This is a genomic window from Pseudomonas beijingensis, assembly GCF_030687295.1.
GTDB classification, from domain to species: domain Bacteria; phylum Pseudomonadota; class Gammaproteobacteria; order Pseudomonadales; family Pseudomonadaceae; genus Aquipseudomonas; species Aquipseudomonas beijingensis.
Genome location: NZ_CP117425.1, coordinates 927,222 through 950,329, shown reverse-complemented (window position 1 = coordinate 950,329; position 23,108 = coordinate 927,222). Strand labels below are relative to the sequence as shown.

At 59.4% G+C, this 23,108-nt stretch carries 23 protein-coding genes, 4 tRNA genes and 1 pseudogene; 7 read left to right on the top strand and 21 right to left on the bottom strand.

Features of this window, described 5'->3' with window-relative positions; all coding sequences use genetic code 11:
• Positions 1-14: 14 nt before the first annotated feature.
• Positions 15-206 carry a Flp family type IVb pilin gene (locus tag PSH84_RS04430; protein ID WP_305482336.1) on the bottom strand — a complete coding sequence of 64 codons (192 nt, stop codon included), beginning with the start codon at positions 204-206 and terminating at the stop codon, positions 15-17.
• Positions 207-351: 145 nt separating this feature from the next.
• Positions 352-543, bottom strand: coding sequence for a Flp family type IVb pilin (locus PSH84_RS04425; RefSeq protein ID WP_030138367.1), 192 nt, complete (start codon positions 541-543; stop codon positions 352-354).
• 301 nt (positions 544-844) lie between these two features.
• Here PSH84_RS04425 and PSH84_RS04420 point away from each other — a divergent pair, with 301 nt between their 5' ends.
• A complete protein-coding gene (locus tag PSH84_RS04420; RefSeq protein WP_305483157.1) occupies positions 845-1,714 on the top strand; it encodes a response regulator transcription factor in 870 nt (289 codons plus the stop codon).
• A 19-nt stretch (positions 1,715-1,733) separates the two neighbouring features.
• On the opposite strand, the gene PSH84_RS04415 is transcribed toward PSH84_RS04420, so the two are convergent.
• Positions 1,734-2,165, bottom strand: coding sequence for an Lrp/AsnC family transcriptional regulator (locus PSH84_RS04415; RefSeq protein WP_122565927.1), 432 nt, complete (start codon positions 2,163-2,165; stop codon positions 1,734-1,736).
• Positions 2,166-2,363: 198 nt separating this feature from the next.
• Here PSH84_RS04415 and PSH84_RS04410 point away from each other — a divergent pair, with 198 nt between their 5' ends.
• The 4 genes from PSH84_RS04410 (at position 2,364) to PSH84_RS04395 (ending at position 7,121) form a co-directional block, all read left to right on the top strand.
• Positions 2,364-3,077, top strand: a complete 714-nt coding sequence (locus PSH84_RS04410; RefSeq protein WP_122565928.1) for a YczE/YyaS/YitT family protein — start codon at positions 2,364-2,366, stop codon at positions 3,075-3,077.
• 102 nt (positions 3,078-3,179) lie between these two features.
• Complete coding sequence (amrS, locus tag PSH84_RS04405) at positions 3,180-4,664, top strand: AmmeMemoRadiSam system radical SAM enzyme (protein WP_305482335.1); 1,485 nt, start codon at positions 3,180-3,182, stop codon at positions 4,662-4,664.
• Positions 4,661-5,806: a trans-sulfuration enzyme family protein gene (locus tag PSH84_RS04400; RefSeq protein ID WP_305467903.1), complete on the top strand. Its 1,146-nt coding sequence runs from the start codon at positions 4,661-4,663 to the stop codon at positions 5,804-5,806. Before amrS ends, PSH84_RS04400 begins: the two co-directional genes overlap by 4 nt.
• A 58-nt stretch (positions 5,807-5,864) precedes the next feature.
• On the top strand, positions 5,865-7,121 hold the full coding sequence (locus PSH84_RS04395; RefSeq protein WP_305467904.1) for an aminotransferase-like domain-containing protein: 1,257 nt from the start codon (positions 5,865-5,867) through the stop codon (positions 7,119-7,121).
• A gap of 21 nt (positions 7,122-7,142) precedes the next feature.
• Here PSH84_RS04395 and PSH84_RS04390 read toward each other — a convergent pair whose 3' ends face one another.
• From PSH84_RS04390 to PSH84_RS04370, 5 genes are all read right to left on the bottom strand, one after another.
• The gene (locus PSH84_RS04390) at positions 7,143-7,775 is read right to left on the bottom strand and encodes a LysE family translocator (protein WP_072406398.1); all 633 of its coding nucleotides are present in this window, start codon (positions 7,773-7,775) and stop codon (positions 7,143-7,145) included.
• 237 nt (positions 7,776-8,012) lie between these two features.
• Positions 8,013-8,088 (bottom strand) — tRNA-Gly (locus PSH84_RS04385).
• 3 nt (positions 8,089-8,091) lie between these two features.
• Positions 8,092-8,167 (bottom strand) — tRNA-Glu (locus PSH84_RS04380).
• 105 nt (positions 8,168-8,272) lie between these two features.
• Positions 8,273-8,348 (bottom strand) — tRNA-Gly (locus PSH84_RS04375).
• A gap of 2 nt (positions 8,349-8,350) precedes the next feature.
• A tRNA-Glu gene (locus tag PSH84_RS04370) sits at positions 8,351-8,426 on the bottom strand.
• Positions 8,427-8,799: 373 nt separating this feature from the next.
• Here PSH84_RS04370 and PSH84_RS04365 point away from each other — a divergent pair.
• Positions 8,800-9,558: a hypothetical protein gene (locus PSH84_RS04365; RefSeq protein ID WP_122565931.1), complete on the top strand. Its 759-nt coding sequence runs from the start codon at positions 8,800-8,802 to the stop codon at positions 9,556-9,558.
• 193 nt (positions 9,559-9,751) lie between these two features.
• On the opposite strand, the gene PSH84_RS28915 is transcribed toward PSH84_RS04365, so the two are convergent.
• From PSH84_RS28915 to PSH84_RS04350, 4 genes and pseudogenes are all read right to left on the bottom strand, one after another.
• Positions 9,752-10,456 (bottom strand): methyl-accepting chemotaxis protein, encoded by a 705-nt coding sequence (locus PSH84_RS28915; RefSeq protein WP_420480621.1) that lies wholly within the window; start codon positions 10,454-10,456, stop codon positions 9,752-9,754.
• A 204-nt stretch (positions 10,457-10,660) separates the two neighbouring features.
• Positions 10,661-10,837: pseudogene (locus PSH84_RS28910) on the bottom strand (HAMP domain-containing protein); the annotation flags it as partial.
• A 992-nt stretch (positions 10,838-11,829) separates the two neighbouring features.
• Entirely contained in the window at positions 11,830-13,218 is a 1,389-nt protein-coding gene (locus PSH84_RS04355) for an aminotransferase-like domain-containing protein (protein ID WP_305467906.1), read from the bottom strand.
• Positions 13,219-13,424: 206 nt separating this feature from the next.
• On the bottom strand, positions 13,425-14,186 hold the full coding sequence (locus tag PSH84_RS04350) for an SDR family oxidoreductase (RefSeq protein WP_122565934.1): 762 nt from the start codon (positions 14,184-14,186) through the stop codon (positions 13,425-13,427).
• Positions 14,187-14,410: 224 nt separating this feature from the next.
• On the opposite strand from PSH84_RS04350, the gene PSH84_RS04345 reads away from it, so the two are divergent.
• Positions 14,411-15,415 carry an NADP-dependent oxidoreductase gene (locus tag PSH84_RS04345; protein ID WP_122565935.1) on the top strand — a complete coding sequence of 335 codons (1,005 nt, stop codon included), beginning with the start codon at positions 14,411-14,413 and terminating at the stop codon, positions 15,413-15,415.
• 173 nt (positions 15,416-15,588) lie between these two features.
• On the opposite strand, the gene pyrF is transcribed toward PSH84_RS04345, so the two are convergent.
• The 9 genes from pyrF to PSH84_RS04300 all read right to left on the bottom strand — a co-directional run bounded on the left by pyrF (position 15,589) and on the right by PSH84_RS04300 (position 22,962).
• Positions 15,589-16,287, bottom strand: a complete 699-nt coding sequence (pyrF, locus tag PSH84_RS04340) for an orotidine-5'-phosphate decarboxylase (RefSeq protein ID WP_160893102.1) — start codon at positions 16,285-16,287, stop codon at positions 15,589-15,591.
• 285 nt (positions 16,288-16,572) lie between these two features.
• Positions 16,573-17,610 (bottom strand): AI-2E family transporter, encoded by a 1,038-nt coding sequence (locus PSH84_RS04335; RefSeq protein WP_122565937.1) that lies wholly within the window; start codon positions 17,608-17,610, stop codon positions 16,573-16,575.
• A gap of 63 nt (positions 17,611-17,673) precedes the next feature.
• Positions 17,674-18,492: a DUF4892 domain-containing protein gene (locus tag PSH84_RS04330; protein WP_305467909.1), complete on the bottom strand. Its 819-nt coding sequence runs from the start codon at positions 18,490-18,492 to the stop codon at positions 17,674-17,676.
• Positions 18,493-18,621: 129 nt separating this feature from the next.
• The gene (locus tag PSH84_RS04325) at positions 18,622-19,473 is read right to left on the bottom strand and encodes an alpha/beta hydrolase (RefSeq protein ID WP_305467910.1); all 852 of its coding nucleotides are present in this window, start codon (positions 19,471-19,473) and stop codon (positions 18,622-18,624) included.
• Positions 19,470-20,264 (bottom strand): alpha/beta fold hydrolase, encoded by a 795-nt coding sequence (locus tag PSH84_RS04320; RefSeq protein WP_305467911.1) that lies wholly within the window; start codon positions 20,262-20,264, stop codon positions 19,470-19,472. Before PSH84_RS04320 ends, PSH84_RS04325 begins: the two co-directional genes overlap by 4 nt.
• A 272-nt stretch (positions 20,265-20,536) precedes the next feature.
• Positions 20,537-20,980, bottom strand: coding sequence for a hotdog fold thioesterase (locus PSH84_RS04315; RefSeq protein ID WP_122565941.1), 444 nt, complete (start codon positions 20,978-20,980; stop codon positions 20,537-20,539).
• A gap of 138 nt (positions 20,981-21,118) precedes the next feature.
• The gene (sixA, locus tag PSH84_RS04310; RefSeq protein ID WP_305482334.1) at positions 21,119-21,562 is read right to left on the bottom strand and encodes a phosphohistidine phosphatase SixA; all 444 of its coding nucleotides are present in this window, start codon (positions 21,560-21,562) and stop codon (positions 21,119-21,121) included.
• Complete coding sequence (locus PSH84_RS04305; protein ID WP_053123936.1) at positions 21,559-21,906, bottom strand: DUF4389 domain-containing protein; 348 nt, start codon at positions 21,904-21,906, stop codon at positions 21,559-21,561. Before PSH84_RS04305 ends, sixA begins: the two co-directional genes overlap by 4 nt.
• Before the next feature lie 30 nt (positions 21,907-21,936).
• Entirely contained in the window at positions 21,937-22,962 is a 1,026-nt protein-coding gene (locus tag PSH84_RS04300) for an NAD(P)H-dependent glycerol-3-phosphate dehydrogenase (protein ID WP_122565943.1), read from the bottom strand.
• Positions 22,963-23,108: the final 146 nt, after the last annotated feature.

Genomic DNA, 23,108 nt, shown 5'->3' with positions numbered 1-23,108 from the left:
TAGTGCGGTTGGGGTTAACAGGCAGCACCTTTAACCGCTGCACAAAGCGCAGTGATCCGATCATTCACCGCACCGCCCAGCAAAACGAACATCGCGGCAACCGCCACCGTAATCAGCCCGCCGGCCACGGCGTATTCCACAATGGTCAGACCATCTTCATCATCGATAAACTTAACTATCGAAGTTCTGAGTCTTTGAACTTTCATGTCATTTACCTCACTTCAACGGCAACAAAACCGGCTGATCAAGAACAACACGAAGCCCATTGAGCAAATACTTCGAAGCTTTATCAGACCATGCTGAAACCGGTGCCTCGATGGGCTTCATCCCGTTCCCGACAGGGAGCGCTTGTCAGCAGGCAGCGCCCTTGACCGCGGCGCAGAGTGCGGTAATCCGGGTGTTCACGGCACCGCCCAACAAGACGAACATCGCCGCCACAGCCACCGTGATCAACCCACCGGCCACGGCGTATTCCACAATGGTCAGGCCGTCTTCATCTTTGGCGAACTTCAGTACCGAAGCCTTGATAGTTTGAAGAGTCATTTCGCGCACCTCATCGGGTTGTTTTTCAAAGAGGCAGTACATTGCGAACTGCCTGATGCAACCCTAGTCAGCAGGTGGTCATAGCCGTTAGGAGGATTTTGCACATCGCTAGGATTTTTTTGCGCCGCGTGGCGAAGGCTCCGGGACGGGGAATCCATCCGTGCAACAGGCCGATACGGGCTTCCCACGAGGGAGCTGGCGCTAAAAGATCGAATTTTTATAAAAAATTATTCGGCGAAGTGATGGCACAGTGACAATACTGCTAGCTAAAGGGCAGCAAGCACCTGTGAGTAGTAGTCCTATGGCGCCAAACCCGACTGCAAAGCCAAAGCTGTTATGGGTTGATCTGACTCATGATCGATCCACCCAGGAACTCGTCTCCCAGTTCCAGGACACGTGCGACTGCACGCTGGCAAAAAACGCCATGCTGCCCAGCACGGAACAGGTCGACATGATCTGCATCCATTTCGACCGCCCGGACACGGCGGGCCTGCGACGCCTGTTGGAGATCAAGCGGATCGTGCCGGGCACGCCCATCACCATGTTCACCGTGCAGCACTCCGAAGAGCTGGCGGTGTGGGCCATGCGCTCCAGTGTCTGGGAATACATGGTGCTGCCCCTGTCTGTCGCCGAACGAAAGCGCTACCTCACGGCCGTGTCACAACTGTGTGAGCTGCGCCGCCATGCCAACGGCCGGGGAAAGACCTCGCAGATCGACCACTCCCCGACCCTGCCGGACAGCATTCGCCTGACCTCAGGGCACCAGAAGCACCAGGCCCTCAGTCACATCATGCTGTACATCGACCAGCATTTTCGCGACAGCATCGATCAGCGCGACCTGGCCAAGCGCTGCGGCATGACGACGTTTCGCTTCAGCCGGGTGTTCAAGGAAGCCAATGGGCTCGGTTTCACCGACTACGTGCTGAACAAACGCATGAGCTTCGCCAAGGAACTGCTCGATAACAGCCAGATGCCCATCACCAGCATCGGCTACGAGGCCGGCTTCAAGGACCCGTCCTACTTCGCCCGCGCCTTCAAGCAATACGCCAGTTGCACGCCCAGTGAGTACCGGCTCGCGTACCAGATGCGCAGTGCAAATCCTACTCCGCCGCCTCCGGATGAGGCGGCCCTGGAAGCGATTGAAAACCTGGTACACAGCCTTGAGGGTTGATGGTGGCCGACGCCCTGGCTCACGGGACGAGCTTTCTTCTCTCGATAGGAATGGACAGGACAATGCTGGTACGCGTCTCACCGTACGCGTTGATTTTCGCAATGATGTCCTCGATCTCTGCCATGGATCTGGCGTAGATCCGGATCAGATAGGAGTCGTTTCCCGTGATGTGCAGGCACTCGACGACTTCGGGTATGTCGGTGAGTGTCGCGATCAATTTGGCTTTCGCCGGCTTGAGGGTGGTGATGCCAACGACAGCCGATATGCCGTAGCCCAGCTTGGTCGGATCCAACTGAGCGCAATAGCCCTTGATGACCCCGGAGTCTTCAAGTTTGCGCAACCTGTCGTTAGTGGCAGGAATAGAAAGCCCCGCGTGCTTGGAAAGCTCTGTGATGGAAATGCGACCACAGTCCTGTACCTTACCCAGGATTTTGACGTCTATACGATCCATGTGCGTTTTCCCCGGTTAAAAGTATAAATTTTAATGAAAAGCCCGCGTTTTTCATTAAAAAAAGCATGCACCAAAATAAAGCATGGCGCTAGTCTATTTCCAGCCTGAAAGACCAGAAAAGAATCCGGGCAATCAACAGCCCTGCTCTTTTGCGTGACGCACTCATAATAAAATATTCTCTCCAGGGATGGTGCTCGCATGGAAGATGAAAAGAAAAAGTGTGAAAAAAAACCTCACCCGCTCGTTCAACACATTGGCACGCAAGTCCTAAGTCTTCGGTATTTCAAGAAAGATCAGTTACTGATGTACCTGATGGGTGTCAGTTTCTTTTCGCTGGGCGCCAAGTGCTTCATCATCAGTCAACTGGGTACTGATCCTTTAGACGTCTTGATCATCTCCATCGATAAAATACTCACGCTGGGCATGGGTGTTTGCTCGGCGATCGTGTCGCTGTTTTTCCTGACATGGTGGATGCTCTGGAACAAAAAATACCCGCCGATAAGTCCCTTCATTACCACCACGCTGACCGGGCTGTTGATTGATCTCTGGTCGTGGCTGGGACTCGGCGAGTACTTGATCGTCAGGCTGAATGAGTACGCGTTATTGGCCTCGGGGCTGGTGCTGTGTGCCTATTCCTCCGCATTGATCATCATGAGCGGCATCGGCATCAGGATCATGGACCTGGTGGTGCTGACCATGGTCTCCAAATGGAACTGGTCGTTCACCAAAGCCAAAATGCTCATTGAAATCGGCATCTTTTCCAGCGGTTGGCTTTTAGGCGGGCCCTTCGGTATAGGCACGATTGCATTTCTGCTGGTGATCGGCCCGCTTATTCAACCGTTCATGAATATGAATGCCAAGCGCTTTGCGCTTAAAAACTATGGATTGATGAGCGCTTCATCCGCTTACTAATAACCCATAACTATGACTGCCCTATAGGGCGGCAAAATTGTTTCGCCTCGACTTTTTCAAACCGATGCTATTGATGGCAACTTCCGTGATGAGGAGTGAAAGATGGACACTACAAAAAATAAAAACTGGACCTTGGAAAGCAGCCCGGCAAAACTCGAAGAAATACTCCCCGGGGGCGCTGTGAAGTGTCATCTTTCCCCACGCAACTGTGTCATCCAGGAAGGCAAGGTAGGTTTTTGCAAAGTGCGCGGAAACCGTGGGGGCAGGCTCGTTACATTGAACTACGGCAAAGGCGTTCACAGCACCGAAGAGACCATCGAAACCGAAGCCGTTTTCCACTTTGCCCCTGGGGAGCGGATTCTGTCGCTGGGCAATATCGGCTGCATGCTCAACTGCGGTTACTGTCATAACTGGAAGACATCGCAGGCCAAATACGTCACCGACAAGGACGTTTACTACTACACCCCTGAGCAGGTAGTGGAAACCGCTCTCAAGCACGGCATACGCGTCATTTCCTGGACCTATAACGATCCCGTCGTCTGGCACGAATTCATCCTCGACACGGCAAAGCTGGCCAAGGAAGCAGGCCTGATCAATCTCTATAAATCGGCATTCTTCATCAGTGAAGAAGCCATTGATGAGTTATTGCCAGTCATCGATATTTTCTCGATTTCGCTGAAATCCATTTCCCCGGAATACTACCGCAAGGTCACCACCGGCTGGGTAGAACCCGTCCTGGCCGGTATCAAGAAAGTCTATGACGCCGGCAAATATGTCGAGGTCAGCACCTTGATGGTGACCGACATCAGCGACGACGAAGAAACGGCCCGGAAAATCAGCCAGTGGGTCCTGGATGAACTGGGCCCGAACGTACCGCTGCACTTCGTCAGGTTTCACCCCGATTACAAGATGAGCAACAGCATCCGTACACCTGTGGACAGGCTCCTGAAGGCTCGGGACGTCGCTCGCAGCATGGGTGTCGAGCACGTGTACCTGGGGAACGTGAATGACGTCGAGGGGACCAACACCAGTTGCAACCACTGTAACGCCCTGCTCGTCACTCGTTATGGCTTGAACGCTGAAATCATCGGACTGGACAGTAAAGGGGGCTGCTCTCAATGCGGGCATGATGCGCATTTCAAATTACTCGGCGAACACCAGGCGAACGCCCCCGTCGAGCTGCGCGAGGATGCGTTGAGCACTTACGAGAAACGCAAGTTCGAATGGCACGGGGACATCGTGTCACTGCACGCCCAAGTGCTGAATACCGAAGACTTCGAACAGACCGTCTACCTGCGACGCAACTACACGGATGGACATAACAGCGAGTGGAAATCACTGACCCTGCGCCCGCATGAAAGCTATCGATTCATCATTGCCAAGGCTCGCATCGATGAAACAGGCCCTGAGGTCTGGCTTCCCAACGGCGTGAACTCCAACCTTCATGAAGTCTTCGACAGGGCTCACTTCCCGACAGAGTCGATTGAAGAGATTGGCATTTCGCAAAATGACATCACCCCGACCGTGGGTTACGAGGGCAAGCAAAACATGTATGAACAGGTCATCAAACTGGTCAGCCAAGCATGAAAACGTCTACTGAAATACTTCATATCAAGGTGGATGACCGGGACGCCCACCCTTCGGTAACACCTATTTATCAGTGCAGCGCTTTCAACGCTGACTCGGCCTTCTTCTATTCAAGGAAAGCCAATCCCAATGTGAGTGAACTGGAACAGGTCGTCGCGTCCCTGGAAGGCAGCGAATATGCCCTGGCCTACAGCACCGGGATGAGCGCGATTTATATGGTGTTGGAACTGTTGAAACCGGGAGCTTCGCTGGTCATCAACAAATACATCTATGGCTGTTCTTATAAATTGTTCCAGCGCTATGCGGCACGTATCGGCGCGCACCTGGCGATTCTGGATCTCACCACGGCAGAGGGGTTGAAGGACTTGCCGGCGAACGTCGACATGGTCATTTTCGAAACACCGACCAACCCGTTCCTGAAAGACATTGATATCCACGCGGTCAGCCGGGCCGTCAAGCAACACAACCCGCAGGCGCTGGTGGTCGTCGACAATACCTGGGCCACGCCAATCTTTCAGAAGCCGTTGAATTTTGGCGCCGACATTTCCCTGTACAGCGCCACCAAATACTTCTCTGGACACAGTGATGTCATGGGAGGGCTGGTGCTGGTCAACAATGAGACGATTTACAACCGTCTTCTTGAGGGCCGCTTCTACTCAGGCACGATACTCACCCCCAATAGCGCCTGGTTGCTGCGCAGGAGCATGCAGACGTTCAACCTGCGCATGGAAAAACACAGCCAGACGACAGCAAGCATGCTCAATTATCTGCGCGAGCTGCCTTTTATCGAGCATGTCTATTACCCACGCATCGATGGCCAGCAGTTGACCGGTTATGGCGGCATTGTGTTTGTTGATATACGGCCCGACCTGGTGCCCTTTTATAAAACATTCACCGGCGCACTCAAATGGTTTGGCACAGGCACCGGTATGGCCTGCGTGACCTCGATGGTCGCCCAACCCTTCAGTGGCAGCCACGCCTCGATGACGGATCAGGAAAAAGCGGACATGGGCATCGAGAAAGGCCTGGTTCGATTGTGCTTTGGCCTGGAGGATCTTGAAGACCTCAAGGAGGACCTGCTACAGGCATTCGAAACCATGGAAAGCAAGGTCGATCAGAAACACTCACTCGATCCTGCATAACGTGTCAGCACAAGCAACGAGCCTTCACTGGCTCGTTGCTTTTTTTATGGAGAAAAAAGTGTCCAGCGCATTCGAAAACACGATATTCGAAGACCCCATCCTGAACGTCATCCACCTTCTTAATTCCATCGCCCAGGAAAACCCGGAGGCCATTTCACTGGCCTCCGGTCGACCCGACGATCAGCAGTGCGACCTTTCTCTCATCGACAGGGGACTGGCCCGATACAAACATCACGTTGCCGGCACCGAGCAATCACTGGCGACGCTGCTTTGCCAATATGGAAAAACCTCGGGAATCATCAATGAAATAATCGCCACCTATTTGCAGGTCGATGAAGGGATAACCGTCTCCAACCCTGAAAGCATCGTGGTGTGCCTGGGGTTTCAGGAAGCCTGTACCTTGACGCTACTGTCCATCTTTGAAGGCGGCGGGGTTTTATTAGTGCCTGACCCGGTGTTTTCCGGGGTCACGGGCATCGCAAAACTGCTGGGCATAAAAATAGTCCCCGTCCCCATGGCGGCCTTTCTCGACCTGATCGCCCTGCGCAAGATCATTGAAGAACTTGAATCCAGAGGGGAAAAAACCAAAGCACTCTATGCCATTCCGGACTTCAGCAATCCGACCGCCGACAGCCTTTCCTATGACGCCAGGACAGCCATGCTTTCCTTGGCCAGTGAAAAGAACTTTTTCATCCTGGAAGACACGGCCTACCGTTACTTCAGGTATGAAGGCGAGGCCATTGCGTCCATGAAGTCCATCGACAGCAGTCGGGTGTTCTTGCTGGGCTCCTTTGCCAAATCGATTTTTCCGGGCGTGCGCATGGGGTATGTGGTCGCGCCGCTGGGCCCCGGCGTCATGTCGTTCAGCACAAAGTTGTGCAAGGCCAAGAGCTTGATCACCGTCAACACCCCTGCCCTGTGCCAAGCGGTCGTCGCCGGCTTGCTGATCGAGAACGACTACTCGTTGAAAGGGCTGAACCAACCCAGGGTGTTGTCCTATACGAACAAAAGAAACCACATGCTTGAATGCCTGGAGCGTGAATTCCCACCCAAGGTCGGCGGCCAAAGAACGGTCAGCTGGAACCATCCGGCAGGCGGCTTCTTCATCAATCTGCAGCTGCCTTTCGCTTTTGGGTATTGCGAAATGCGCGAATGCGCCCAGCAGTTCAAGGTAATCGTATTCCCCACCACTTTATTTTCGCTGACGAATGAAGCGGCTAACCAGGTCAGGCTTTCATTCAGCAATGCCAGCGCCCCGGACGTCACCCAGGCAATAGGCCGTTTCAGGGCGTATGTTGAGTCCAGACTGCAGTAAGACCTCGTTACGCGGATCAGATCAGGTTGCCGTAGCCAGCATGACGCCAGTGGCGACCTGGTAGGCCCCCAGAATGGTGATGGTCGCCCCTGAAAAGTAGTTGATCAGCCTCAGCTTCGATTCGGCAATCCGCGCCTTGAAAATGGAGGAAAACCCGCTCAACCCCAGCCACCAGGCAGCCGAACCCAGGAATATACCGGTCACCATTGGCAGCAAGGCGTGCTGGCCGCCTTGATCACTGGCCATGCCATCACTCAACGCGGCAAATATCGCGATGAACGACAAGATGGTCATGGGGTTCGACAGGGTCAGGAACAGCGTGGTCGAGTAGGCTTTGAACATGTTGGCCCGCTCACCCGCCATGGCGGTCGCGCCGCCCTTCGATCGTATTGTCTGATAGCCAATGTAGGCGAGGAACAGCCCGCCAAAGATACACAACCAAGGTTTAAAGCTGATGAGCGTCGCGATGATGGCCGTGACCCCCAGGGCCCCGATGAATCCATAGATCGAATCGGCGGTGGCGGCCCCTAATCCCGTCGCGAAACCGGCTCGCCATCCCAGCATGAGGCTTCTCTGTATGCACAGCAGCCCAATAGGTCCCACAGGGGCGGCAATGCACAGCCCAATGACCATCGATTTAACAAAAATCAGCATAAGTGCACCTCCAGAACGGGTACTGGAAGGTTAGGAGAAGAGCTTTTCTTTAGGAATGAACTATTAATCTTCTTGAGCGTTTTCCCTTAAGTTTTGCATGAAGTACGTTCGCGTCACCTTCATTATTAAGGTAAAGCGCGGAAAGCGCCCTCAGACAACAAAATCGTTCGTTAAAGACCATGGCCTTTTCACGCGCATAAAAAAACGCCGCTCGTATGAGCGGCGTTTTTTTTAATTTGGAGCGGGAAACGAGACTCGAACTCGCGACCCCGACCTTGGCAAGGTCGTGCTCTACCAACTGAGCTATTCCCGCAAATGGCGTCCCCTAGGGGACTCGAACCCCTGTTACCGCCGTGAAAGGGCGGTGTCCTAGGCCACTAGACGAAGGGGACACGCTAACTGAAACACATGGTGTGTATTTCAGTGCCCAAATCCGCACCCGAAGATGGCGGCTCTGGCTTCACTCAGCCCTGCCCGAAAGCAACGCTGTTTAAAATTGGAGCGGGAAACGAGACTCGAACTCGCGACCCCGACCTTGGCAAGGTCGTGCTCTACCAACTGAGCTATTCCCGCATTGGCGTCCCCTAGGGGACTCGAACCCCTGTTACCGCCGTGAAAGGGCGGTGTCCTAGGCCACTAGACGAAGGGGACACACGTACAACATTCACTCCTTAGAGCGTTTGGCTGAGTGCTTTACGCTGTAAGTGGCGCGCATTCTATGGATGGATTGAAGGGTCGTCAACCCCCAGATATAAATTTATTTAAATCAATGACTTCGCCCGGTTTGAGGGGGCGATCCATACATTTTGCTCGTCCGGTCTCTGACGCCTATATTCTGTCGTCCGCCGAGGCGCTATAGTCGCGCCCGGCAAATGATGGCAATGTGCTCCTACCCGGTCATGCTTCCTATAAACAGCACGACGCCCGTCTAATCACGTCGCTCGGGCCTATGCGCTTAAAAGCCAAGCCACTACACTCATGACATGCGTACCCTAATAAAGAGGTCTTACCGGTGACACCACTCATGATCACCCTGCTCGTCGTAGCCGGGATCGCCCTGTTGATCGCCATTGGCTACATGAACCACGTGGTGGAAAACAACAAGCTGGAAAAGGCCCGCACCAAGGTAGAACTCAACGACCGCATGCGTCGCTGTGGCGAGCTCACCGAAACCTTCCCCGGGCAGTTGATGACGCCAGCCTTGAAGTTGTTGATGACCCGCCTTGAGATGAATGTCTGCCAGCGCCTGCTGAACCTGGATAAAACCAATTCCGCGGTCAAGGCACGCCTGGACGAACTGAGCGCACTGGCTGCCCAGGGGGAGTCGATCCCGGTGAGCAATCCGCCGGCACCGATCCAGACCGAAGCCAAGGCCAAGGACGTTCGTTTCCTACTCGAAGCCTTGCACGGCCAGATCACCCGCGCCGCCCAGGACGGTTTCCTGCCACCCAACGAAGCCAAGCGCTGGATCCGTGAAGTGCGGCACATCCTGGTGCTGCTGCACATCGAGTTCTTCAACAACCTCGGCCAGCAGGCTTTGCAACAAGAACAACCCGGGCAGGCCCGCCTGGCCTTCGAACGCGGCGTGCAGTACCTGCGCAAGCAACAGGAACCACAGGTCTATGCCGAACAACTGGCCTACCTGGAGAAACTCCTGGCCCGCGCCAATGCCCAGGTCCTGGCCAGCACCCAGCCGGTCGAGGGCGAGGTCAACCAGTTGACCGAGGGCTTGAAGGACGACGAAATAAACGACGAGTGGAAGAAGAAGAAGGTCTACGACTGATACTAGGGCCGGGCTATCAAGCCTTCCCCATTGTGGCGAGGGGATTTATCCCCGCTGGGCTGCGCAGCAGCCCTGAAATCAGATAGCTCGATCTGCTCAGACGGACCAAGACAACTTGTTGGGGGTGCTACGCACCCCAGCGGGGATAAATCCCCTCGCCACAAGAGCTGCCACAAGAGCTGCATCGTCTTTGTCACAACTTGAAATGCCCCACCATCCCTTTCAGCTCAATCCCCAACTGCGCCAGCTCGATGCTGGAAGCGGCATTGCCGCGCATCGCCAGGGACGATTGATCGGCGCTGGCGCGAATGCTGGTGACACTGCGATTGATCTCTTCGGCCACCGAGCTCTGCTGCTCGGCCGCCGCGGCGATCTGTTGGTTCATCTGCTGGATCAACGACACCGCCGCCGCAATGCTGCCCAAGGCGCTCTCGGTCTGCAGTGCGTCGCTGACGGCCATCTTCACCAACTCGCCACTGCTCTGGATCTGCTGCACGGAAGCCTGGGCCGCTGAGCGCAAGGCACTCACCAGCCGCTCGATTTCCTCAGTGGACTGTTGCGTGCGCCTGGCCAGGGCCCGCACCTCATCGGCCACGACCGCAAACCCCCTGCCCTGCTCCCCGGCGCGGGCCGCTTCGATAGCGGCATTGAGGGCCAACAGGTTGGTTTGCTCGGCCACGCTCTTGATCACACTCAGCACCGTGCCGATGTTCTGGATCTCGGCGCTGAGGCTTTCGATGCTGGAACTGGCCGACGTGGCCGAATCGGCCAGTTGCTCGATGCGCACCATGCTCTGGCGCACCACCTGCTGGCCGCTTTCGACCTTGTCGTCGGCGGTCTGGGCCGCTTGTGCCGCTTCTTCGGCATTGCGTGCGACATCGTGCACCGTGGCCGTCATCTGGTTCATGGCCGTGGCAACCTGCTCGGTTTCCTCTTTCTGACTGCTGACCTCCAGGTTGGTCTGTTCGGTCACCGTCGACAACGATTGAGCCGAGTTGGCCAATTGCTCGATCCCGGCCTGCAAGCCGCTGACGATACTGCTCAGCCCGGCGCCCATCTGTTGCATCGCTTGCATCAACTGGCCAATCTCGTCCCGGCGCGTCACTTCCACCGTGGCGCTCAAGTCGCCCGCCGCGATCCGCTGGGCAACACGAATGACACTGCGCAGCGGCGTCACGATCAGTCGGGTGATGACCCACGCTGCGATCAACCCCACCAGCAATGCCAAGGCCGACGAACCGATGATCAGCAGCGAATTCTTCTTCAGTTCGCTCTGCATGGCATGGTCTTCGGCACTGAAGGCCTGGTCAACCCGCTCCACCACCTGGGCGGCACGCTCGTGCAGTTGCTGGTAGACGACTTTTTCCTTCGCCAGCAGGCCGGTGTATTCGGCCAATTGTTCATTGAACCCGGCGATATGCCCGGCCACTTCGTTCAGCACGGTCTGGTAACCCGGGTCCTTGACCGTAGTCTTGAGCGCTTCGGCCTGTTTCATGGCCTGCTCGGCCTGTTCGATGCTGCCTTCACCGGCGCCCTCAACATTGCCTTTGCGGCTCTGGTCCAAGCGAACCCGCGCTTCATTCATGGCTTGCAGCATCAGCCGCGACACTTCGCTGATCTGGTTGGCCTGTTCGATGAACTCGGCTCCTTCCTTGCCTTCGGAGTCTTTCAAGGTATAGGTGCCGTCATCCGCCAGCCCGGCCTGCAGCACATCGAGGTTGTTGGCCACGCTGGACACCGACCAACTGGCCATTTCCAGCGCCAGGTCCTTGCTCTGGCTCAACCCGACAAACTCGTCGAATGCCTTGCGATAGGCCCCCAGCGCCTGCTCGACGTCGTTCATCACCGGCACGTTGGCAGGCGACTGCGCCTTGAGTTCGTTCGCCAGGGCCAGCAGCCCGTCGACCCCTTGGCGCAGGGCATCGGCCGTCTTGGGGTCGGAACGCGAGGCGTATTCCTGCTCCAGCAGCCGGACCTTGAGCAACCCGCTGTTGAGGGACGACATCTGTTTCAGGCCATCGAAGCGATAGCTGATGGTCTGCAGGGACCAGACGCCGATGGCCGCGACCACAGCGGTCAACAGCAGCACCAGGACAAATCCGATACCCAGTTTTTTTGCCATACCCAGGTTGGCAAAACGTCCTTGCACGGCCGAAATCATTGCGCTCAGTCCTCTGCCAGTGTGTGTTGATTGCAGATTCGCAACGAGACGCCCTGCAACACAAGGTGCTGGCGTCGGAATAATGGCAAAAAGCTACAGCCGCGTCGTTTTCAGGACACTTGAGGTCGATCCAGAGCCGCGGCCCGGAAAAAACCCAGCGCCCGGGAATCACGGGCATAGGCCACGTTGATCCGTAGCCAGTCGCTGTCGGCGCCCGAGGGGCTGAAGGCCGTGGGCGAAGACAGCAACACGCCGAAGCGCTTGGCCAGACGTTGTAATCCAGCGTAGTCACTCATTGGCGATCTTGCCCAGATGAAAAGCCCGCCAGCGGGTTTGCCAAAGACCTCCCAGTCAGCATCCTCCAATACCTGCAGCAGTGCCGCCGTATCGACGCCCAAACGCTGCCGCTGGCGCTGGACCAGTTTGCGATAGGCCCCGTTGGCCAAGAGATTGGCAAGCACCGACTCACAGAACCGCGACCCGCCCATGCTGGTAATGCCCTTGACCTCGCTCAGGCGCGCGATGATGGACGGCCCGGCTACTACGAAACCGACGCGCAACGAACTGCTCAGGGTCTTCGAGAAACTGCCCACGTAGACCACGTCGGCATCCAGCGCCGCCAGCCGGGTCCGCGCCGAGTTCTGGAAATCGCCATAGGCATCGTCTTCGATCACCAGCACGGCGTGTTGCTTCGTCAGTTGCAGCAACCGTTGGGCCACGGCCGGTGCCAGGTTGCTGCCGGTCGGGTTGTGGCAGGCACTGTTGACGAACAGCGCACTGGGCCGATGTGTCGCCAACAACTCTTGCAACACATCAACGTCCGGGCCCCGCGGGGTCCTGGGCAGTTCGATCATGTCGATCTTGTGCAACTTGAGCAGGTCGAACAGGCTTGGATAACCGGGGCTCTCCACCACCACGCAGGCGCCTGGCTGCAACAGTGTCCGCACGATCAAGTCCAGCCCATGGGTGGCCCCGGTGGTGGTCAGGATCAGGTCTTTATCGGCCTCGATATTGAGCTGCTTCAGGCGCCTGGACAGCTGTTCACGCAGGGCGGGCAGCCCCAGCGATGTGCTGTAGTTGAACAGCCCCGCCATATCGGTGCGGGTAACCTGCCGGATCGCATAACCCAGGTCATCGCTTTCACGCCAGCTCTCGGGCAACCCGCCACATCCCAGCTTCAACGCCCATTGCGAGGAATCACCGCCCTCGGCGAGCGTGTCTTGCCACCGATCCGGGTCAGTGCACGCGTGCCCGGATGCAAGAGGTGGTGCGACAAAAAAGCTGGAGCCATGCCGGGACGCCAGCAGGCCTTGGGCAACCAGGCGCTCACACGCTTCATTGACGCTGGACTGGCTGAGCAGGTTCTGCCGCGCCAGTTGGCGCACGGACGGCAGGCGAGTCCCCGGTTGCACCGCATCCTGTCGGATCCAGCCGGTCAGCGCGTCGACGATTTGCTGCACGACAGGCACCAAGGCCTGCCGGTCGATTCTCAACTCCATGAGTAACCAAGCTCCTAAGCGTTTGTTTTATTTCCGGAAACAGTTAAGCACAGGCCACCCGCCAACGATGTACGACAACGTCGCCAAAACCGCCGATTCTCACCCTTTGAAACACATTGATAGGCCGCTCCGAGCTTTTTTTCACCGCCCAAAGAAAAAGCCCGCAACCAGTGCGGGCTTCGTCCTACAAGCTCAGGGAACCGTCCTCAGAACGCCGTGACCCCGCCGTCCACCGCCAAGGAATGGCCAGTGGTGAACGCCGCGCCATCGCTGCACAAATAGAGCACGGCGCTGGCGATTTCCTCGACCTTGCCGATACGCCCCACCGGGTGCATGGCATTGGCGAACTCGCCTTTTTTCGGGTCCGCCTCATAGGCGCGACGGAACATGTCAGTGTCGATCACCGCCGGACAGACCGCATTCACGCGAATCTTTTTCTTGGCGTATTCGATGGCGGCCGATTTGGTCAGGCCGATCACGGCGTGCTTGGAAGCGGCATAGATGCTCATCTTCGGCGCAGCGCCCAGGCCGGCCACCGAGGCCGTGTTGACGATAGCACCGCCGCCCTGCGCCAGCAGCAAGGGCAACTGGTACTTCATGCACAACCAGACGCCCTTCACATTGACGCCCATGATCGCGTCGAACTCGTCGAGCGTACCGTCGGCCAACTTGCCCTTCTCGATCTCGATCCCGGCGTTGTTGAAGGCATAGTCAAGGCGTCCGTAAGTCTTGATCACCTCGTCCATCAGCTGCTGCACATCGCTTTCCAACGTCACGTTGCAGCGCACGAACACCGCTTCGCCGCCCGCATCACGAATCGACTGCACCGTGCCCTCGCCGCCCGCTACGTCCAGGTCGGCCACGACCACTTTCAGGCCCTCTGCCGCGAACGCCTGGGCCGTGGCGCGACCAATGCCTGCGGCGGCGCCGGTTACCACGGCGACCTGTCCGGAAAACGTCATGCTCATTGTCAATTCCTCGAAGAATGCGGGGTCGCGCCAGTGTAGCCACAGCCTCCCGTGGCACGGCAGCACTATCCAGATGCCGGTTGAACGTTCATGGGCGCCAGTGATAACGGCCCTGGAGGCACTATCACTGGGTTGGATCGAAGTGCATTCGCTGAGGCTGCGAACCTTGCGGCAAATGCTTCGAAGGTCTATCAACAAGTCTTCATTCATCTTGAGTGCCAACCATGACTGCCCAGACCAATCGCCAGTTCCTGCTCGCCAAACGCCCGGTAGGCGCCGCGACCCGCGAGACTTTTACCTATCAGCAAGTACCGGTGGGCGAGCCGGCAGCCGGCCAGATCCTGGTGAAGAACGAATATCTGTCCCTGGACCCGGCCATGCGCGGCTGGATGAACGAGGGCAAGTCCTATATCCCACCGGTCGGTCTCGGTGAAGTGATGCGAGCGCTGGGTGTCGGCCAGGTGATCGCCTCGAACAACCCCGGGTTCGCGGTCGGGGACTACGTCAACGGTGCCCTGGGCGTGCAGGATTATTTCCTCGGCGAGCCAAGGGGTTTCTACAAAGTCGATCCGAAACTGGCACCGCTACCCCGTTATTTGTCCGCCCTGGGCATGACCGGCATGACCGCCTATTTCGCCCTGCTGGACGTCGGCGCGCCCAAGGCCGGCGAGACCGTGGTGCTGTCGGGCGCCGCCGGTGCGGTGGGGAGCATCGCCGGGCAGATCGCCAAGCTCAAAGGCTGTCGTGTGGTGGGCATCGCCGGCGGCGCCGACAAATGCAAATTCCTGGTCGATGAATTGGGCTTCGACGGGGCCATCGACTACAAGAACGAAGACGTCCACGCCGGTCTCAAGCGCGAATGCCCCAAAGGCGTGGATGTGTATTTCGACAACGTCGGGGGCGACATCCTCGATGCCGTGCTCAGCCGCCTGAACCTCAAGGCCCGCGTGGTGATTTGCGGCGCCATCAGCCAGTACAACAACAAGGAAGCGGTGAAGGGCCCCGCCAACTACCTGTCCCTGCTGGTCAACCGGGCACGCATGGAGGGCTTCGTGGTCATGGACTACGCCTCCCAGTTCGCCGCCGCCGGACAGGAAATGGCCGGCTGGATGGCCAAGGGGCAGCTCAAGAGCAAGGAAGACATCGTCGAAGGGTTGGAGACCTTCCCCGAGACGCTGACCAAGTTGTTCAGTGGGGAGAACTTCGGGAAACTCGTACTCAAGGTCTGATACACATCAACTGTGGGAGCTGGCTCTCAAGGTCTACACAAAACAACTGTGGGAGCGAGCTTGCTCGCGATGGGGCCGCGTCAGTCAACATTGATATTGACCGACGCACCGCTATCGCGAGCAAGCTCGCTCCCACAGGTTCACTCCCACATCAAGGGGTTTTCAGTGTTTGATCAGGCCAGTTCGGCCACGACCGCCGCCAATGCCTTGGCCGGATCAGCCGCCTGGCTGATCGGGCGACCGATCACCAGGTAATCGGAGCCGGCGTCCAGCGCCTGGCGCGGGGTCAGGATGCGGCGTTGATCGTCCTGGGCGCTGCCCGCCGGACGAATCCCCGGGGTCACCAGTTGCAACGACGGGTGGGCCGCTTTCAGGGCGCTGGCCTCCAGGGCCGAGCAGACCAGACCGTCCAGGCCGGCCTTCTGCGCCAGCGCCGCCAACCGCAGCACCTGCTCCTGGGGCTCGATGTCCAGACCGATCCCGGCCAGGTCCTCGCGCTCCATGCTGGTCAGCACGGTCACGCCGATCAGCAACGGTTTCGGGCCGCTGCGCTGATCCAGCACTTCACGGCAAGCCGCCATCATGCGCAGGCCACCGGAGCAATGCACGTTGACCATCCACACGCCCATCTCCGCAGCTGCCTTGACCGCCATGGCGGTGGTATTGGGAATGTCGTGGAATTTCAGGTCCAGGAACACTTCGAAACCCTTGTCACGCAGGGTCCCGACAATTTCCGAAGCGCAACTGGTGAACAGTTCCTTGCCGACTTTGACCCGGCAAAGCTTGGGGTCCAACTGGTCGGCCAGCTTCAGGGCGGCGTCACGGGTGGGGAAATCCAGGGCGACGATAATGGGCGTCTGGCAGGCGGACATGAGCGGGCTCTCAGGCAAGTCGAAATCGGCGCGCATTGTAGCGGAACGAGCGCCCGTGCGGGACCCGATGATCGGTAAATCTCATCGCCCCCCGACATGGCACTGCGCTATGCCGTAACCCCGTGGCGAGGGAGCTTGCTCCCGCTGGGCTGCGTAGCGGCCCTAAAGCCAGATAACGCGGTGTGTCAGGTAGATCAAGGTGATTGGTTTGGGGTCGCTTCGCAAGCCAGCGGGAGCAAGCTCCCTCGCCACTGGTGCTCGGACCACAAATGCTCGGCATTCAAACTATCGAGCCTGGCTTTTGCTCCAGTCCGTCAACAGGCTGTACGCCACCGCCAACAGGGTCGGGCCGATGAACAGGCCGATGAACCCGAAGGCGATCAATCCGCCGAACACCCCCAGCAACACGATGACCAGGGGCAGGTTTCCGCCTCGGCTGATCAGGTAGGGTTTGAGCACGTTGTCCACACCACTGATGATGAACGTGCCCCAGATGCCGAGGAACACCGCCATTCCGTATTCACCCTTCCATGCCAGCCACGCCGTGGCGGGGATCCAGACCAGGGGAGGCCCCATGGGGATCAGGCTCAGCAGGAACGTGACGATCCCCAGCACCAGCGCCCCCGGCACCCCGGCGATCAGGAAACCGATCAGCGCCAGCACGGCCTGGGCCGCCGCGGTGCCGATCACGCCGTTGACCACCCGTTGCACCGTACCGGCCACCAGCTCGATGTAGTAACCGGCACGGTCGCCGATCAGACGCTCCAGCAACCCGTGGACGAACACCGCCAGGCGCGGGCCGTCGCGATAGAAAAAGAACACGAATACGATGCTCAGGGTCAGTTCGAGGATGCCACCGCCGATCTGCGCACTGCGCGCCAACAGCCAGTTGCCCACCTGCCCCAGGTACGGTTTGATGGACACCATCATGGCCGCGCCCTGCTGATCGATGCTGTTCCAGATGCCGACCAGTCGCCCGCCCACCAGCGGCACGCCGGCCAGCCAGACGGGCGCTTCCGGCAAGCCGTCGACCTGCACGTCCCTGATGAACGCCGTGGCATCGCGCACATGGTCGGCCAGGTTGAACCCCAGCCACACCAGCGGCACCGCCACCAACAGCATCCAGCCCACCGTCAGCAACGCCGCCGCCAGGGATTCGCGGCCATTGACCCAACGGGTCAGCAGGCGCATCAACGGCCAACTGGCGAACGCCAGCACCGCACCCCAGAACAGCGCCGACCAGAACGGCGCCATGACCCAGAGGCTTGCGCCGAACAACACCAGGAGCAGGATCTGCACCAACAGCCGATCGTTATTGAGCATGTAGGGTCTCGAAAAAATGAACAGGACCGGGGCAACGGTGTGAACCCGCTGCCCCGAAACAGCTTAGCGCAGCAATTCCAGGTGCAATCCCGCCGCCTCGCCGCTGGCGGCCTCCATGCGCGCCGCCCGGACACCCTGGCCCGCCAGCGCCTCAAGCCAGTCCTCGGCCCGGGGACCGGCGATACTGACCCGCAGGCCCGTGTCCAGGTTCAGCGCCCGGGACAACAGGCGCAACCAGGTGTCGTCCGGCTCACCGGCAAGACGCGGCAAGTCCAGGACACCGGTGTCCTTGAGTTGGCGCAGCAGGGTGGCCGAGGTCGGCAGCAAGTCCCCCAGCGCAGCATTCGCCTCGAACTGCTCGACATGCAGGTAGGCCTTGCGATTGCCGCGGGTGATGGCATACAGCGCAATCAGCGTGTTGTCCGCGGGCGGCGCCAGGCGCAGCAGCAGGAAGGCCTGGCCGTTGTCGGCGCCATAGAGCTTGGCATTGCCGAAGACGTCGTTGGCCCACAGGCTGCTTTCGCCGCAATCGCGGGCCTGGCACCAGAACAACAGCTCGGCACCCTGTTTCTGCAACGCTTCGCGAGCCGCGGTGAAGGCCTGGGTGGCGGAATGTTCCGGCGGCAGTTCATAGGTAACCGACGTGACATTCCCACGGGCATCGACCTGGCCGTCAAAGCGCAACTGGCCGCTGATCTTGCGGATCGAGCCCATGGGGTAGACACGTTCCAGGTCGCCGGTCTGCCGGTAATCGACAATCTGGGCATCGGGCATGCGCGGCACGCGATCCAGATCGCGACTGCCCGGCACATCGACGGCGAACGACGCCGGGCTGAGGCAGGCCAGCGCCAGCAGGACGAGTGAGTGAGCGGATAATTTCATCGGATCGGCTTTGCCTGGGACACTTGAACGCAACGGGCGTCGTCGATGTGCCGCGAGGCTGGCAAACAGAGGTCTGTCATGGTTGTCTCCCTTTCAACCCGCCCAGCCTCGACAGTTGCCCGGCGCAAGTCAAGGAGCGGTGAAGAACCGATTGAAACAGTCTGCTACAAGCGCGGCACCGACCTCGTCGTTCAGGTGCAAATGATGGCCGCCCGGCAACTGCTCATGACTGAAGGGTAGACGCTCCAGCAGTTCCGGGTGCTGGGCAAGCATGCCGTCGGCCGCCACCACCAGATGCGCCGGACAACCGACCCGGGCGACGAACGCCATGGCCTGGTCCTCGGTCAGGCGCAGGGGCGATGGCAGGGTCAGGCGGTTGTCGGTGCGCCAGGTGTAGCCCCCCGGCACCGGCATCAGGCCACGCTGGGCCAGCAACTCGGCAGCCTCACGGCTGACCGCCACCAGCCCCTTCATGCGCACTTCGATGGCCCGCTCGAGGGTCTTGTAGACCGGCTTGCGTTTTTGCTGCAAATCCAACTGGGCTTGCAGGGCCATGCCCATGCGTTCGGCCGCGTTATCACCTTTGGCTGTAGGAGGAATCACCCCGTCGATCAACCCCAGGTGCGTCACCCGTTCCGGCAGAGAGCCGGCCAGTACCAGCGACACAATGGCGCCCATGGAATGCCCCAACAGGGCGAAGCGCTTCAAGCCCAGTTGCTCGGCCACTTGCAGCACATCATGGGCGTAGTCCCACAAGGCATAGCCGGCGCCCGGCGGCCGATGTTCGGAATGACCGTGACCGGCCATGTCCAGGGCAATCACCCGCAGCCCCTCAAGCTTGGGCGCCAAGCGGGCGAAGCTGTTGGCGTTGTCCAACCAACCGTGCAGGGCAATCACCGGCAAACCGTCTTCCGGGCCGAACAAGTGCGCCGCCAGTTCGATGTGAGGCAGGCTCAGGCGGACCTCCTCGACCACACTCATGCGCTGCGCCCTTCCCAACGCTGGAACAGATTCTTGAGCAGGTTGGCCGTGTCTTGTGGACGTTCGAGGGGAAACATATGGCCGCCGGGCATGCTCAGGGATTCGCCATGGAGCATGCGCCCGACCGAACGGGTGTGATGCCGCATCACCACGCGACTCTGCCGGCCGCGCACCACGGCCAGCGGCACCTTGAGCTTACGGGGCCGACCTGGGCTGGTGTGCGGCACGCCGCGGTAGATGCTGATTTCCGTGGCCGGGTCGAAGCGCAGCCGCAGTCGGTCGCCGACTTGCTGCAGGCCGTGCTGCAGGTAGGCGTCGAAACAATCCGGATCAAAGCTGCGGAACAGTGTCTTGCCGGCAAAATACTGCCGGGCGGATTCCAGGTCAGCGAACTCCTCACGCCGTCCCAGGGTCCGGCCGGCCGGGGTCAGGCGATCGATGAGCCCCAGGCGCTTGGCAGCCAGGATCACCCACTGGTCGGTACGGGTCAGCACCGGCGAATCGAGCATGACCACGCCGCGATACAACTGGGGGCAGCGCAACGCCGCGTGCAGATGCAACACACCACCCAGGGAGTGACCAACGCCCCACACCGGCGCCGGTTGCTGTTCCAGGTGATGGATCAGTTCGTCCACCAGGTTGTGCCAGTTATCGTCCACCGGAAAACGCGGGTCATGGCCGTGCAGTTCCAGGTGCGCGACCTGGTACTGCGGCGCCAATGCGGCGAACAGCTTGCCGTAGGTGGCCGAGGGAAAACCATTGGCGTGGGCGAAAAAAATCTGTTGCGACATGACAGCCGATCCATTGGGGGAACTGTGGCAGATTGTCCGCAGAACCCGACGGCGCGGCAATGACCGTAACTGACAGGAATGATGACAGTCGGGCTTGGGCTATGGGGCTATCAAGCTGTAAGCGCTGCCCCATGTGGCGAGGAGACTTGTGGGAGCAAGGCTTGCCCGCGACACAGGCGACTCGATTTCTGAAAGACCGCATCGCCGCCATCGCGGGCAAGCCTTGCTCCCACAGAGAATCCCCTCGCCACAGGGGGCGGATTAACCTCGTTTCAACGCGCCGGCGGCTGCTCGCCCAACGGCACCACCGCCATGGTCAGGCGCGACACGCAGTTGACCTTGCCCTCGTCATTGACCAGGCGGATGTCCCAGACCTGGGTGGTACGGCCCAGGTGAACCATCCGGGCCGTGGCGGTCACCCGCCCGCTGCGCACGCCGCGCAGGTGGTTGGCGTTGATTTCCAGGCCCACGCAATAGAATTTGGTGGGGTCCACACAGAGGTAGGCAGCCATGGACCCGACCGTTTCGGCCAGCACCACCGAAGCACCGCCGTGCAACAGGCCGAACGGCTGGTGGGTGCGCTGATCGACCACCATGCTGGCGGTCAGGGATTCGTCGTCGAAGGACTCGAACCGGATGTCCAGCACTTCGCTGATGGTGTTTTTACCGGCGGCGTTCAGTTTCTCGATGTCGGGGGTGGTGCGCCACAGACTCATCGTTGCCCTTCCTTTGTTGTTTTTGTTGCAATCAATCCTGCATAGCACTGTGGGAGCAAGGCTTGCCCGCGATGCAAACGCTGGGGGTGGATCAGGTGTTGCTCGTCGACACTATCGCGGGCAAGCCTTGCTCCCACATCACAGACGCCTGAGCGTCATCGCCCCGGCCAGCGGCATATCGCCTTCCAGCTCGGCCAGGCCAGCCGTCTGCACTTGCTCGGGTTGTTGCAGGTGGCCGTGCTGCAGTAAGCCCAGCAAGCTGCCCACCAACGGGTTATGGCTGACCAGCAGCACATCGTCCTGGTCCTCCAGATGCCTTAGCACCTCCGTCGGCCGGGTTTCCGGCGTGAGCCAATCGACGGTGATCAGTTCAGGTTCGAAACCCAGTGCTTCGCGCACCAGTTGCGCGGTCTGCTGGGCACGCACATAAGGGCTGGCATAGATGGCCCGCAATGGCTCGCCCATCAACCGGCCGGCGCTGAGCAACACCTCCTCGCGGCCATGCACCGTCAAGACCCGTTCCGGATCGGGGCGGACACCATGGGGCTCGGCCTCACCGTGCCGCAATATCCACAGTTTCATAGCTTCGGCTCCTCGTCACGGACGGGGTGCGGGGCCGGTGCCACGGCGTGTGGCGCTTCACCTTCCGGCGTGCGCGGGGTCGGCCAGTCGGCGAACGGCCACGGCTTCTGGTCGCTGTGGAAGGTGCCGAAGCGGCCGATCTGGGCCAGGAACTGGCTCAGGCTATCGCCGAAGTTCATCAGGCTTGCACTAGGCGCGCCGTAGATCAGTCGATAGATCAATTGCACCAGCACCACGGCGCCGAGGATGAATTGCGCCACCTGCCAGACCAGCAGATAGACCACCATCCACAGCACACGCAGCAGGATGGATTCGTATTGGGGTTGCCCTTGCGGATCGTTCATGGCTCGCTCCTGCTTGCGGTCAATAGCGGTTCAATTGAAACCGCTGGTGGAAATGAAATCGACGTCGGTCTTCGGTTCGCCACGCATCAACAGCTCGATCACCTGTTCCAGCGTGCGCCCTTCGAACAGAATCGCGTGCAGCCCGGCGACCAGCGGCATGTACACCCCCGCCTCCTGGGATTTGGCCTTGAGCACCTTGAGGGTGTTGACCCCTTCGGCCACTTCACCCAGGCGCGACACGGCCTCGTCAAGGCTCAAGCCCTGGCCGAGGGCAAAGCCGACCTGGTAGTTGCGGCTCTTGGGCGAGGAACAGGTGACGATCAGGTCGCCCACCCCGGCCAATCCCAGGAAGGTCATCGGATTGGCGCCCTGGCTGACGGCGAAGCGGGTCATTTCCGCCAGCGCGCGGGTGATCAGCATGCTCTTGGTGTTCTCGCCCATGCCCAGCGCCACCGCCATGCCGGCGATGATGGCATAGACGTTTTTCAGCGCCCCGCCCAGCTCCACCCCGAAACGGTCGGCGCTGGCGTAGACCCGAAAGGTGCGGCCATGGAGTGCGGCCTGGACCCGTTGGCAGAGCTCCTCATCCTCACTGGCGACCACCGTGGCGGTCAGCGCGTGCTCGGCGATTTCCCGCGCCAGGTTCGGACCGGAAATCACACCGATCCGCGCCTTGGGGGCGATTTCTTCGAGAATCTCGCTCATCAGCTTGAAGGTCTGGGCTTCGATGCCCTTCGTCAGGCTCACCAACAGCTTGCCGCTCAAGCGTTCGGCATGGGGCGCCAATACCGAACGCAAGGCACTGGACGGCAAGGCGACGAAGAACAGGTCGCTGCCCTCCAGGGTGGCCTGCAAATCAGTCACCGGCACCACTTCCGGGCGAATCTTGATGCCCTTGAGGTAACGCGGGTTCTCGCGATTGACCCGGATGGCCTCGGCCTGTTCCGGGTCACGCATCCACTGGCGCACCGGGTGACCATTCTCGGCCAGCAGGTTAGCCACGGCGGTACCGAAACTCCCGCCCCCCAGGACCGCAATCGGGCGCTGTTCAGTCATATGCAATCCGTTCATCCATACCAAGTGGCAATGCGGGGCATTATACGGAGCGGCCGGATGGCGACCAGCCCCGGCAACAATTACCGCCAGCTGTAGGAAGCTGACCACCAATTCCTAGGAAAATGCTGTCAACGTGAATGGAAAAG